Below are 13120 nucleotides of genomic sequence, written 5' to 3' on the forward strand. Positions count from 1 at the left end.
CGAAGATTTCTCTGTAGGTGCCATGATCCGAACGGAAAATTGGTACCCACTTTTCCGGAATCATGCCTGCGCCCAGCCCAATTCCCGGCCCAAGGCCGTTCGCACGCGAGGCGGTCCAACCGGATAAAGGAAGCAGCCCCTCTAGGCAAGCAAGAACCGGGCTTTTTTCGGGCCCAAAGCGCTCTCCAAGCCTTTGATATCCCCTAAAAATCCGCCTCGTGGGGCGGCCCTTACGACCTTAGGCCCGGATACGGCCGTCGACCACTTCGATGATACGGTCGCAGCGCCGCGCCAGGTCCATGTTATGAGTCACCAGCAGAAAGCTCGTGCCGCTGTCGCGGTTGACCTGCCGCATCAGCTCGAACACGGCATCGGCCGATCTGGTGTCGAGATTGCCGGTCGGCTCGTCCGCCAGCACGAGGTCGGGGCTCATCGCGAGCGCGCGCGCCACCGCCACCCGCTGCTGCTGACCGCCCGACATGTTGTTGGCGAGGTTCCCGGCGAATTTCTCCAGCCCGACCTGCCCCAGCAGGCGGTCCGCCCGCGCCTCGATCTCCGCACTGGGAAAGCCGCGATCGGCCAGCATCGGCATCATGACGTTCTCGCGCGCGGTGAAGGCCGAGATCAGGAGGTGATACTGGAAGATGAACCCGATGGTGTGGCCGCGCAGCCGGGTGATTTCGGCGTCGCCGAGCGCGGCCGTGTCCTGTCCCTTGATCAGGAGACGACCGGACGTCGGCCGGTCGAGCAGGCCGACGATGTTGAGCAGCGTGCTCTTGCCGGAGCCGGATGGACCCATCAGCGCCAGGAACTCGCCGTGGTCGAGCTTGAGGTCGATGTCGTGCAGGACCTCGGTCTCGGTCGGCAGGCCGACATTGTAGGCCTTGCATACGTTCTCGAGGCGGAGGATCTCGCTAGCCACGAATCGCCACCACCGGATCGAGCTTCGCGGCCCGCACAGCCGGCGCCATCGCGGCCAGCAGGCCGGTGACGGTGGCCAGCAAGGCCGTGTAGATGAACAGGGATCGCTCCAGCATCAGGGGAAACAGTTCCGTGCCGTCGGCCTGGCGCGCCAACGAGTGCCAGTAGACCAGCGCGAACACGCCCATCGCCGCGCCGAACAGCGAGCCGACGAAACCGAGCAGCCCGCCCTGCACAAGGAACACACGCAGCACCTGTCCCCGCGAGGTGCCCATCGCGCGCAGGATGCCGATATCCTTGGAGCGCTGGATCACCGAGACGACCAGCACGGCCGCAATGCCGAAGGCGACGGACAGGCCGACGAACAGGCGGATCAGGGTGTTGGTGTTCTGCTGGGCCTGCACCGCAGTGAAGAATTGCGCATTGGTCTTGATCCAGCTGTCGGCCTCGACCGCATTGGCAGCCTGGATGCGCTGCGCGATCTCCTCGGCCGCATAGATGTCCGTGACCGTGATATCGATGGTGGTGACGCCGCCGATCATGCCGAGCAGCGATTGCGCCGTGCGCAGCGCGGCATAGCAGATGCGCTGGTTGACGCCTTTGTTGCCGAGATCGACGAGGCCGGAGATCGTCAGCACGCGAGTTGCGCCGGACGCGGCGCGGACGTTGAGCTTGTCGCCGACCGTGGCGCCGAGATCCTTGGCGAGTTCGATGCCGATGATGATGTCCTCGCTGGTCAGGCGCGGCTCGCCGGCGACGATGTAGTCCGGCACCTTGACGATCTTGAAGTAGGAGTCCGGTTCGACGCCGGATAGCGTGACGGAACGGCTGGCGTCGCCGCGCACCACGAGCACCGAGCCGAGGATGGTCGGCGATACCGCCGTGACCTCGGACATCGCGCGCATCTGGTTCGCGATCTTCGGCCATTGATCGATCGAGATCACCCGCTGGCTCGGGCGCTGCACCACCGCGTCTTCGAGCACGCCTGCGCCCTTGCGCAAGGGGCGGGCGACCTGGTCCGGCGCGAGCAGCTGGATCTGCGGCTGCGAAGTCAGCACGCGCTTGATGAAGTTCGCCTGGAGCCCGGCGAGCATCGCCGACATGAAGACGATGACGGCGACGCCGATCGAGATGCCGCCGATGATGAAGATGGTCTGCAGCCGGCCCTCGCGCAGGAAGCGCACCGCCATGGTCCATTCGAAGGGCAGCCAGCGGTTCATGGCAGCACGGGCCGCAGGCGCTGCCCGGTCAGGACGCCTGAATTCTGCGGGATCGCGACGTCGCCGGCGGCGAGGCCGTCGGTGATTTCGACATGGCTGTTGCCGCGCAGGCCGATCTTCACCGGTCGCTGGCTGGCGCGGCCGTCCTTGATGCCGAGCACCCAGGGGGCGCCCGACAGGACGTCGTGCACCGAGCGCAACGGCAGGACCAGCGCATCGTCCTTTGCGGCGACCTCGATATCCACCGAGACCGTCATGTCCTGGCGCAGATAGTCCGGGGGATCGGCGACCGTCAGCTTCACCTCGACCGAGGCGCGGGAGATGTCGACGCCCGGATTGATATAGGTGATCACGGCGGGAAAGCGCCGGTCGGGATAGGCATCGGCGGAGGCAATCGCCTTCTGCCCGAGCGCGATCTTGCCGAGATTGCGCTCGTCGATCTGCAGCACGAGTTGCGAATCGCCGGCCGGCGCGAGCACCAGCAGCGCCTTGCCCGGCTGCACCACGGTGCCGCGTTCGACGCTGCGCGTGATCAGGACGCCGTCGCGAGGCGCGGCGATCGTCGCGTAATTGAGCCGGGATTCGGCAGTGTCGAGATTGGCGCGGGCCTGGTTGAGCAGGGTCTGGGCCATCACATAGTCGCTGCCGCCCGGGCTTGCCGTGTAGACCTGAAATTGCGCCGAGCGCATCTGGGCGCGGGCGACGTCGAGCGTCTTCTGCGCATCGTCGAGGGCCGCGCGCGTCGCATAGCCATTATGTTCCAGCTGCGCGGCGCGGTCATAGGTCTTCTGGGCGTTGAGCAGCGTCGCCTTGGCCTGCGCCAACGCCTCTTCAGCCGAGGGCCGCGTCAATTCCTCGATCTGCCTGATGCGTGCTTCGGCCTGGGCCACCGCGCCTTGCGCCTGCACCACGCTCGCTTTCAGCTCGCGCGATTCCAGCGAGATCAGGGGCTGCCCCTTGGTGACCTTCTCGCCTTGCCGCACCAGCACCTCCTGCACCGTGCCGGTGAGCTGGCTGCCGATCTCCACCCGGAACGGCGTCTCGACATGGCCGCTCGCCACCACCGTCTCGATCAGGTGTCCACGCTTGACCTGATCGACGACGATCGCCGGTCCCAGGATCGTCCGCGCGCTTTGCCAGCCCCCGAGGCCGAGAAGAACGACGACCACGAGGATGAACCATTTATGGCTGAGACATCCCGACCATAGCGACGCGACCGAGAACCGGCGCTTGGGCTGCGGCAGGATCATTGCTTGCTCGACCATACTGGCGAAGCTAGCGCGCTCACAGCAGACCGGATTGCGGCAGGTCAACACGTTACGCCGAATTTAGCGGCACGTGGACCAGCAAGATGCCTTCAAATGGGAGACCCGCTTGCCGGACAATCCAGCGCGCGCCGACAACCATTTCTGGCGTCTGTCACCCGATGAGCTTTGTAAGCGCCTGGACTGCACGCTCGCCGGCCTGGCTGCGGCGGACGCCTCCGGGCGCCTCGACCGTTTCGGGCCGAACAGCGATGCGGCGGCGCGCACCGAAGGTGCGATGCGGGCAGTCCTGCGCCGGTTGCTGGAGCCGCTGTCGCTGATCCTGCTGGTCGCCGGCATCGTCTCGATGCTCACCGGCGACGAGGTCGGCGGGCTCATCATCGTCCTGATCCTGACGCTCTCGATCGGGCTGGACACCGTCCAGGAAGGTCATGCGATCCGCGCCGCGGAAGTCCTCCGCCGCTCGGTGGCGCTGAAGGCCGAGGTCAAGCGCGACGGAACCTTCCGCGAGATCGACGTCGATCACGTCGTGCCCGGCGACATCCTGCGTGTGCGCGCCGGCGACATCATCCCGGCGGATGCGCTGATCCTTCAAAGCACCGCGTTCACCGCCGGTGAGGCGGCGCTGACCGGCGAGCCCTATCCGGTGCAGAAGCGCGCCGGCGCGGTCACCGACCCCGACGATACATCGAATGCGCTGTTCCGCGGCGCGGTGGCGCAGACCGGAGAGGCGATCGCGCTCGTGGTCAGGACCGGCCGCGACACCGTGTTCGGAACGGCCGCATCCGCACTTGCCGAAGCGCAGGTGCCCTCGCCGTTCGAACGCGACCTGCGCGAATTCGGCCTCGTGATCGCGCGCGCCACGCTGGCGCTGGTGCTGGTCGTGCTCACCGTCCGCGTCGTGTTCGGCCGCCCGGTGATGGACTCGCTGCTGTTCTCGGTCGCGCTGGCGGTCGGGCTGACCCCGGAATTGCTGCCGATGATCACCACAGTGACGCTGTCGCGCGGCGCATTGCGCATGGCCGGCCGCAAGGTGATCGTCAAACGCCTCGCCGCGATCCACGATCTCGGCGCCATGAACGTCCTATGCACCGACAAGACCGGCACGCTGACCTCGGCCGAGATCACGCTCGCAGGCAGCCTCGATGCCGAAGGCAAGGATAACGTCCGCCCCGCGCGGCTCGGCGCCATCGCCGCAGAACTGGGCGGGGATCGCGGCTCGCTCGATGCGGCGCTGGTTGCCGGCCAGTCCAATGCCGTAAAAGGCTGGTCGCTTGCCGGCCGGCAGGCGTTCGATTTCTCGCGCCGGCTGGGATCAGTACTCGCAACCGGTCCCGAAGGTGCGCTGCTTATCGTCAAGGGCGCGCCGGAGGCGGTTCTGGCGTTGTGCACGACGCAGCACAGCAGCGCGATGGACGACGATGCGCGAACGGCCGCGATCGCGCGCGTGCATCAGCTCGCGGCAGAGGGGCTGCGCTGCATCGCCATTGCTTCGCGCCCCTGGACCGGCGCAACGCGCGAGGTCGAGACCGAGGACGAGACCGATCTCGTCTTCGAGGGTCTTTGCGCCTTCGCCGATCCGCCGAAGCCGACGGCGGCGGCCGCCATCGCCCGGCTTGCAGCGAGCGGCGTCGGGCTGAAGATCCTGTCGGGCGACGATCCCGTGGTGGTGAAGCGGCTTGCCGGCCTGGTCGGACTGAACGCAGACCGCGTGCTGTCGGGCGCCGACATCGCCGAGCTCAGCGATGACGCGCTGGCCGTACAGGTGCAATCGACCGATGCTTATGGCCGGCTCGCACCCGACCAGAAGTCCCGCATCGTGAAAGCGCTGCAGGCGAGCGGCGCGGTGGTCGGCTTTCTCGGCGACGGCATCAACGACGCGCCGGCGCTGAAGGCCGCCGATATCGGCCTGTCGGTCGACGGCGCGAGCGGCGTGGCGCAGGCCGCCGCCGACATCATCCTGCTCGCGTCCGACCTCGAAGTCGTCGCCGACGGCGTCGAGGAGGGACGGCGCACTTTCGCGAACATCCTGAAATATGTCCGCATGGGCGCGAGCTCGAATTTCGGCAACATGCTGTCGATGGCGATCGCCTCGATCGCGCTGCCGTTCCTGCCGATGCTGCCGACGCAGATCCTGCTCAACAATCTGCTCTACGACCTCTCCGAGCTCGGCATTCCCTTCGACCAGGTCTCACCGTCCGCAACCGCGCAGCCGCAGGTGTGGAGCATGAGGCGGCTGGCGCGCTTCGCCGCGATCATGGGGCCGCTGTCGTCGGTGTTCGACTTCCTGACCTTTGGCGCCCTGCTCTATCTATTCAAGGCCTCCCCGGAGGAATTCCGCACCGCCTGGTTCATCGAATCCATGGCGACCCAGATCCTTGTCATCTTCATCATCCGAACCAATGGGCGGCCATGGCGCAACTGGCCGGATCCGTTGCTGTCCGCCTCCTCGCTGGTTGCCCTGCTGGTCGCGATGGTGCTGCCGTTCACGCCGGTCGGTGCCTGGTTCGGTTTCGTCACGCCGCCGCCGATCATGATGGCCGGCATCGCGCTTCTGGTCGTCGTCTACCTCGCCTGCGCCGAGTTGCTGAAGCCGTTTGCGATCCGCACCGGACGAAAGGACTGAGCGCGGTTCCGGCCGCATCGCACTGCGCATGGTCGCGATGCGCCTCGCACCATTGATATCGGGCGCATTTCCGTGTCTTTGAGCGAGGCCGGGCGATCAGCCGGCCCGGATCGACCCGGGCCGGGGTCTCGGCGCTATCGACGCGGGACCATAACAATCACAATGTCCGCCACCGGCCAGACCGCCAGCACCGAAACATCCGGCCACAGCTGGATTGCCAACCAGCCTTATCTGTTGCTCTGCATCACCGCGCTGTGCTGGGCCGGCAACGCCATCGTCGGGCGGCTCGCCGCGGGCCACATCCCGCCGGTCACGCTGTCGTTCCTGCGCTGGTTCTTCGCCTTCCTCCTGGTGCTGCCGTTCGCCTGGAAACATCTTGCCCAGGACTGGCCAGCGATCCGCGGCAGGCTCGGCCTGATGGTCACGCTCTCGATCACCGGCATCGGCGCATTCAACACGCTGCAATATTGGGCGCTGGAGCATACCCAGGCACTCAACACGTTGCTGCTGCAGTCGGCGGCGCCGCTGGTCGTGGCGCTGTGGTCGCTGGCCATCCTCGGCGTCAGGCTCACCGCGGCGCAGGCGTTCGGCGTGGCTCTCTCGATGTGCGGCGTGCTGACCATTCTGCTGCACGGCGATTTCACCACGCTGTCGAGTATCGACTTCAACAAGGGTGATCTGATCTTCATCGTCGCGCTTATCATCTTCGCGCTGTATTCGGTGCTGACGCTGAAACGGCCGCCGATGCACGGCCTGTCGTTCCTCGCCTTCACCTTCGGGGTTGGCGCGGCCTGCCTCATTCCGCTCGAGATCTGGGAATTGTCCGCGCGCCCGGTCATGAAGCTCGACTGGCCGAACCTCTTGACGCTGTTCTACGTCGCCGTGTTTCCCTCGACGCTGGCCTATCTCTGCTTCAATCGGGGCGTCCGCCTGATCGGCGCCAACCGCGCCGCGCCGTTCTTCCACGTCGTGCCGGTGTTCGGCTCGATCATGGCGATGGCGTTTCTGGGCGAGCACCCGCAGGCGTTCCACTTCATCGGGTTTGCGCTGGTGCTGTCGGGCGTGTTCGTGGCGTCACGGAAGCAGGCGGCGGCTTGAGCTGAGCCTTCGTAGGGTGGGCAAAGCGAAGCGTGCCCACCATGCCAGGCGGAACAGGGAAGGGCACGGCGCGCGAAGAGCGCGCCTTTGCCCACCCTACAAATCTACGAATCTCGTTGTGAGCTTACCTTCAACTTGCTGTATGCCTCATTCGTCGCGATGATCACGTGTTTCTGCGCAGCCGTTGACCCGATGCGGGTCGGCTTCACGCTCGTAGGCCTCCGACGTCATCATGTCCAAAAAAGCCGCGACGGTGGGGTAATGGACCAGCGCGACGAAATCCCAGTCGTTGCCGGCCTGCGGTCCCAGCGCGACGGCCTTGGCCTCGCCGGTCCAGAGCAAGGTGCCGCCGCGCGCCTTGATCATCGGCACGGTGACGGCGCTGTAGCGCAAATAGGCGTCCCAGCCGGATCCGTCGCCGTCGCGGGAGCGGGCGTGGAAACGCATCAGGTTCAGCATCACCACCGGTGCCTGCGGATCGAGCCGTTCCAGGCCCGCGATGTTCAACATATTAACCGGCAAAGGCGCCTCCTCGGGGTTTGCCTGCATTGTAGCATTGCGGCCGCGTGACTTGTGCCACGATGCCAATCCGACGCAAGGTCGTATCCAACGCCAATGACGACCGCTTCACCCGCGCCACCCGCCTCCAGTCCGGCCAGCTGGCTCAACAACCAGCCTTATCTGCTGCTCAGCCTGAGCTCGCTGTTCTGGGCCGGCAACATCGTGCTCGCGCGCCATGTCGGTGCGCATGTGCCGCCGCTGACGGTGACCACGATCCGCTGGTTCGGCGTTTTCCTGATCCTGCTGCCGTTCGCCTGGCCGCATCTCAAGCGCGACTGGCCTGCCCTGCGCAACAGCCTGCCGCTGATGCTGTTCCTGTCGCTGGTGGGCTTCGCCTTCAACAATGCGATCTCGTACTGGGCGATGCAGTATACGGAGGCGCTGAACGCGCTGCTGATCCAGTCGGCCGGTCCCCTGTTCGTGGCGCTGTGGTCGCTGGTGCTGTTCGGAGTACGGCTGACGGGGGCCCAGTTCGCCGGCATCGCGATCTCGCTTGTCGGCGTGCTGATCATCATCCTGCGCGGCGATCTCTCCGCGCTCGCGAGCATCAGCTTCAACAGGGGCGACATCATGTTCGCCTCCTCGCTGGTGGCATTCGGGATCTACTCGGCCTTCATCCCGCGCCGGCCCAAGATCCACCAGCTCTCCTTCCTGTCCTTCACCACCTGCTGCGGCGCGACGATGCTGATCCCCGCCGCGATCTGGGAGGCGGCAAGCGGCCGCGTGCTGCAATTCGACGGGATCACGCTGGCGACGCTGGGCTACATCCTGATCTTTCCCTCGACGCTGGCTTATCTGTTCTTCAACCGCGGCGTCGCGCTGATCGGCCCGAACCGCGCCGCGCCGTTCTTCCACCTGGTGCCGGTGTTCGGCTCGGCGATGGCGATCCTGCTGCTCGGCGAAAAGCTGCAGGCGTTCCACCTGATCGGCTACGCGCTGGTGCTCGCCGGCGTCGTGATCGCCTCACGCCAGGGCTCGGCCGTGAAATAATTCCGCAGGGCGGATGAACGGAGTGATATCTGTGTCCGGACTAGATGCAGCGCGCAAGCGCTGCGTCGCAGAGCCGGGATCCCGATTGCCGCAGGCATGGGCTCCGGTTCAGCAGCGCACCACGCCGCAAAGGGCGGCGCGCTGCACTGCGCCCGGGGCACAGGAGCAAGTTAACTCACCGCTTCCGATTTCGACGAGGAGACGCTAGGTTCCCCGCCAACAAAAAAGAGGGAACGACCAGACATGCTTTCAGCGTTGATTCGAAACTTGCGTGCCGTCGGCACGGCCGCACTTTGTCTTGCCGCCGCATCCACCGCCCAGGCCGATACCTGGCCGAGCCGCAACATCACGCTGGTGCTGCCGTTTGCGGCCGGCAGCGGCACCGACACGACGACACGGCTGATCTCGCAGCATCTGTCGCAGGCGCTCGGCGTCGGCATCATCATCGAGAACAAGGCGGGTGCCAACGGCATGCTCGCCGCAAGTTATGTCGCCAAGGCCGCCCCCGACGGCTACACGCTGCTGGTGACCACCAACACCACGCATTCGGCCAATCCCTATCTGCTCAAGAGCCTCACCTACGATCCGGTCAAGGACTTCACCCCGATCGCGCGCACCGGCGATTTGCCCTTCATGCTGGTCGTCAATCCGGAAGTGCCGGCCAAGACCGTCGGCGAGCTGATCGCCTACGGCAAGGCCAATCCGGGCAAGCTGAGCTACGCCTCGGGATCGTCCTCCGCGATCGTCTCGGGTGCGACCTTTGCCCACAATGCCGGGCTCGACCTGCTGCACGTGCCCTACAAGAGCTCGCCGCCGGCGCTCAACGACGTCATGGGCGGCCGCGTCTCGATGATGTTCGTCGACATCCTCACCGGCCTTCCCCACGTCAATGGCAACGCGCTGCGCGCGCTCGCCGTCACCACCAAGGACCGCTCGCCGCTGGTGCCGAACCTGCCCTCGATGCAGGAGGCGGGCGTACCTGATTTCGACATCACGTCCTGGCAGGGCTATTTCGGCCCCGCCGGCCTGCCGAAGGAGATCGTGACCCGGCTCAACGCCGAGATCCGGAAGATCATCGAGAAGCCGGAGATCAAGGCCCAGCTCGCCACTCTCGGCATGGACGCGTTCTCGGGCACGCCGGAACAACTCGGCACGTTCGTGAACGAACAGCTCGTGCTGTGGGAGAAGCTGATCACCAACGCGAAGATCGAGAAGCAGTAGGGGCGCGCGAAAGCGTAGGCCGCATTCTCCGTCATGGCCGGGCTTGTCCCGGCCATCCACGTCTATCCGCACATGCGTGCCCAAGAACGTGGATGCCCGGGACAAGCCCGGGCATGACGACGTCGTGGATAGAGATCGGCTTGCGTGAAAGCTTACGCCGCACGCACCTTGGCGAGGAAGCCGTCCACCGCGCTGCGCAGCGCGCCGGACTGGTTGTCCAGCTCGCGGGCGTTGGTGAGCACGTCGGTGGCGGCAGAGCCGGTCGCTTCCGCGGCCGAGGTGACGCCGCCGATATGGGTATTGATCTCGCTCGAGCCGGCCGCAACCGACTGGATGTTGCGGGCGATTTCGCGGGTCGCCTCGCCCTGCTGCTCGATCGACGCGGAAATGCCCGCGGTGATCTCGCTCATCTCCGCGATGGTCTGGGTGATGCCGGAGATGGCCGTGACCGCGTCGCTGGTCGAGGTCTGCATCGCCGCGACCTGCGCGGAGATCTCCTCGGTCGCCTTGGCGGTCTGGTTGGCGAGCGCCTTGACCTCGGAGGCGACGACCGCGAAACCGCGGCCGGATTCACCGGCGCGTGCCGCCTCGATGGTGGCATTGAGCGCGAGCAAATTGGTCTGCGCGGCGATCGAATGGATCAGCTTGACGACTTCGCCGATCTTCTCGGCGCCGGTCGAGAGCACCTGCACCGTGGCGTTGGTACGCTCGGCATCGCTGACGGCGCGGCTCGCCACTTCGGTCGAGCGGGTGACCTGGCGGGAGATTTCCGCAACCGAGCTCGACAGCTCTTCGGCGGCCGCCGCGACCGTGCCGACATTACCGGAGGCCTTTTGCGAGGCGGCACCGACGGTCGCCGCGCGCGAGGAGGCATCGCTGGCGGTCGCGGTCATCGACTGCGCCGTCGTCTGCATGCCGGCCGCGGCCGAGGAGACCGAGCGGACGATGCCGTTGACGCTGCGTTCGAAGTCGTTGGCAATGCCCTCCATCGCGCTGCGACGTTCCGCCGCGACGCGCTCCTGGGCATCGGCTTCGGTCTTTTCGAGGTCGCGGATGCGGACCGCGTTGTCCTTGAAGATCTGGACGGTGGAGGCCATCGCGCCGACCTCGTCGCCGCGGCCGACGCCGGGGATCTCGCCCTCGAGCTTGCCGTCGGCGAGTTCCTTCATGCGGGTGCCGAGCAGCGCGAGCGGACGACTGATGCCGCGGCCGATCAGCCAGGCGACGCTGCCGGCGACGATGACGATGCCGAGCATGGCGAGGCCAAGCAGCCAGTAGACCGGACCCATCTTGGCGTCGATGTCGTCGAGATAGGCGCCGGTTCCGAGATACATGTCGAAACCGGGGACGGCGACGGCGTAGCCGATCTTGCGGATCAGTGCTGCCTGGCCCGGCTTCGCATATTCATAATACAGAAGAATCGAGCCGTTGGCCTTGACGCCGTCCATCAGCTCGGCGGACAGCTTGCGGCCGTTGGTCACGACGTCCATGCGGTTGGCGCCGATCTGCTTCGGATCAGGCGCGAGCTGGGTGATGCCGTCATAGGACGTGCCGAAGAGATAGCCCGAGCCGTTGTCATAGGTCATCGAATTGCCGTAGCGGCGAAGGTCGGCCAGCGCCGCGTCCTTTGTCATCTCGCCGGCATCGACCCGCTTTTTGAGGGCGAGGGCGTAGTTGCGGCCCATATCGACGATCGACTTGGCCTGGTCGATGCGCGCATTCACCATCTCGCGCTTCATCAGATAGCCGGCAAGTACACCGGAGATGCAGAGGCCCAACAGCGTGACGCCGACAAGGATGCCGAGCTTGGAGGCGATCTTCAGATTGCTCAATTTCACGGGGGATAGCTCCGGCAGTAAAAGGGGATACGGGCACGCGAGTGATCGATCGAAATCCATTCAAGTTTTAGTGTGTGACCCCTTATCAAGCAGTTACGGGCGGCTCCGTAGAAGCCCGGACAAAACGCCCGAACGGCTGAATAAAATCGCAGCAACAGCAACCTTAGATTGTACGCATCGACCTCGATTTCGCGTAAAAGACGCAAAGGCCCGCCCCCCAAGGGACGTGTCACAACAAGAACCGACAAACCAAATCGGGAGCAGGACATGCCGAAATACAGGGTGGTGACGCCAAAGGGCGCGAGCTTCACGGTCGCTGGCAGCGACTATTCCTATGAGCGCGAGGCGCTCGATCCGATCGACGCCGAGATCATCGAGGCCCCCGCCGACGAAGCCGGGTTCATCGCCGCCGCAAAGAGCGCGGACGCCATCTATGCCAAGGGCATCCCGATCACCAAGACCATCATCGACAGCTTGCAGAGCTGCAAGGTCATCACGCTCGGCTCGGTCGGCGTCGACAGCGTCGACGTCAAGGCCGCCACCGCGCGCGGCATTCCCGTCACCAACATCCCCGACACCTTCATCGAGGAGGTCGCCGATCACGCCATGATGCTGCTGCTCGCCGGCTTCCGCCGACTGGTCGAGCAGGACCGTATGGTGCGCAGCGGCCGCTGGGCCGAGGGCCGGCCGGCGCTGCTCAAAGTCCCCAGGCTGATGGGCCAGACGCTCGGCTTCGTCTCGTTCGGCCGCGTCGCGCGTGCGGTTGCGAAGCGCGCGGCGCCGTTCGGCCTGCGCATGATGGCCTACGATCCTTTCATCCAGGAAACGCTGATGTGGGACCACGGCGTGATTCCGGCGACGCTGAACGAGGTGCTGTCGCAGTCCGACTTCATCTCGATGCATGCCCCGGCAAGGCCCGAGGTGCATCACATGCTGACCGAGAAGCACTTTCGGCAGATGAAGAAAGGCTCGATCTTCATCAACACCGGGCGCGGCGCCACCGTGGACGAGGAGAGCCTGATCAAGGCGCTGCAGGAAGGCTGGATCGCGCACGCCGCGCTCGACGTGCTGGAGAAGGAGCCGCCCTCCCACAACAATCCCCTGCTCGGCATGGAGAACGTGACCCTGACCGCCCACGTCGCCTCGGCCTCGGCACGGTTTGACGAAGCGCGCAAGCGCCGGGTGGGCTACGAATTGTCACTGGTACTTCAGGGCATGTGGCCGGTAAGCTGCGTCAATCCGTCGGTGCTGCAAGACACCACGCTCCGCCGCTGGCAACCCGTCAGCATGGATCGCGGGCCGAACAGCTAGGCGGCCGGCGCAAAGGCGCCGGAACCGGACGACCCTTCACCGGCGATCAACGCCGGGAAGGGAACATCA

The 13120-nt window shown here is 65.7% G+C and carries 9 protein-coding genes and 1 pseudogene; 5 read left to right on the forward strand and 5 right to left on the reverse strand.

The genetic code is table 11. The annotated features are described in order from the left end of the window. Nucleotides 1–238: 238 nt before the first annotated feature. Genes CIT39_RS28430 through CIT39_RS28440 form a run of 3 tightly spaced genes read right to left on the reverse strand, consistent with a single transcriptional unit; the run spans nt 239 to nt 3391 of the window. Nucleotides 239–922 (reverse strand): ABC transporter ATP-binding protein, encoded by a 684-nt coding sequence (locus CIT39_RS28430; protein WP_094976947.1) that lies wholly within the window; start codon nt 920–922, stop codon nt 239–241. Further along, complete coding sequence (locus CIT39_RS28435; protein WP_094976946.1) at nt 915–2141, reverse strand: ABC transporter permease; 1227 nt, start codon at nt 2139–2141, stop codon at nt 915–917. Before CIT39_RS28435 ends, CIT39_RS28430 begins: the two co-directional genes overlap by 8 nt. Beyond that, nucleotides 2138–3391, reverse strand: coding sequence for an efflux RND transporter periplasmic adaptor subunit (locus CIT39_RS28440; RefSeq protein ID WP_244607470.1), 1254 nt, complete (start codon nt 3389–3391; stop codon nt 2138–2140). The genes CIT39_RS28435 and CIT39_RS28440 overlap by 4 nt, the downstream gene beginning before the upstream one ends. A gap of 124 nt (nt 3392–3515) precedes the next feature. On the opposite strand from CIT39_RS28440, the gene mgtA reads away from it, so the two are divergent. Beyond that, the gene (mgtA, locus tag CIT39_RS28445; RefSeq protein WP_162308731.1) at nt 3516–6032 is read left to right on the forward strand and encodes a magnesium-translocating P-type ATPase; all 2517 of its coding nucleotides are present in this window, start codon (nt 3516–3518) and stop codon (nt 6030–6032) included. Nucleotides 6033–6194: 162 nt separating this feature from the next. Continuing rightward, the gene (locus CIT39_RS28450) at nt 6195–7130 is read left to right on the forward strand and encodes a DMT family transporter (protein WP_094976943.1); all 936 of its coding nucleotides are present in this window, start codon (nt 6195–6197) and stop codon (nt 7128–7130) included. A 104-nt stretch (nt 7131–7234) separates the two neighbouring features. Here the strand turns inward: CIT39_RS28450 and CIT39_RS28455 are convergent. Further along, nucleotides 7235–7640: pseudogene (locus CIT39_RS28455) on the reverse strand (DUF1330 domain-containing protein). A 105-nt stretch (nt 7641–7745) separates the two neighbouring features. Here CIT39_RS28455 and CIT39_RS28460 point away from each other — a divergent pair. Beyond that, the gene (locus CIT39_RS28460; RefSeq protein ID WP_162308732.1) at nt 7746–8681 is read left to right on the forward strand and encodes a DMT family transporter; all 936 of its coding nucleotides are present in this window, start codon (nt 7746–7748) and stop codon (nt 8679–8681) included. Nucleotides 8682–8924: 243 nt separating this feature from the next. Further along, nucleotides 8925–9902, forward strand: a complete 978-nt coding sequence (locus CIT39_RS28465) for a Bug family tripartite tricarboxylate transporter substrate binding protein (RefSeq protein ID WP_094976940.1) — start codon at nt 8925–8927, stop codon at nt 9900–9902. Between the two features lie 152 nt (nt 9903–10054). Here the strand turns inward: CIT39_RS28465 and CIT39_RS28470 are convergent, their stop codons facing one another. Then, on the reverse strand, nt 10055–11740 hold the full coding sequence (locus CIT39_RS28470) for a methyl-accepting chemotaxis protein (protein ID WP_094976939.1): 1686 nt from the start codon (nt 11738–11740) through the stop codon (nt 10055–10057). A 267-nt stretch (nt 11741–12007) separates the two neighbouring features. On the opposite strand from CIT39_RS28470, the gene CIT39_RS28475 reads away from it, so the two are divergent. After that, entirely contained in the window at nt 12008–13051 is a 1044-nt protein-coding gene (locus CIT39_RS28475; RefSeq protein ID WP_094976938.1) for a C-terminal binding protein, read from the forward strand. The last annotated feature ends 69 nt before the right edge of the window (nt 13052–13120 follow it).

Source organism: Bradyrhizobium symbiodeficiens (genome assembly GCF_002266465.3).
Lineage (GTDB): Bacteria > Pseudomonadota > Alphaproteobacteria > Rhizobiales > Xanthobacteraceae > Bradyrhizobium > Bradyrhizobium symbiodeficiens.

What these genes read in the sequence shown, in the direction of transcription:
- CIT39_RS28450 (WP_094976943.1), top strand. Translation starts at nt 6,195, where the DNA reads ATGTCCGCCACCGGCCAGACCGCCAGCACCGAAACATCCGGCCACAGC.
- CIT39_RS28465 (WP_094976940.1), top strand. Translation starts at nt 8,925, where the DNA reads ATGCTTTCAGCGTTGATTCGAAACTTGCGTGCCGTCGGCACGGCCGCA.
- CIT39_RS28460 (WP_162308732.1), top strand. Translation starts at nt 7,746, where the DNA reads ATGACGACCGCTTCACCCGCGCCACCCGCCTCCAGTCCGGCCAGCTGG.
- CIT39_RS28440 (WP_244607470.1), bottom strand. Translation starts at nt 3,391, where the DNA reads ATGATCCTGCCGCAGCCCAAGCGCCGGTTCTCGGTCGCGTCGCTATGG.
- CIT39_RS28435 (WP_094976946.1), bottom strand. Translation starts at nt 2,141, where the DNA reads ATGAACCGCTGGCTGCCCTTCGAATGGACCATGGCGGTGCGCTTCCTG.
- CIT39_RS28475 (WP_094976938.1), top strand. Translation starts at nt 12,008, where the DNA reads ATGCCGAAATACAGGGTGGTGACGCCAAAGGGCGCGAGCTTCACGGTC.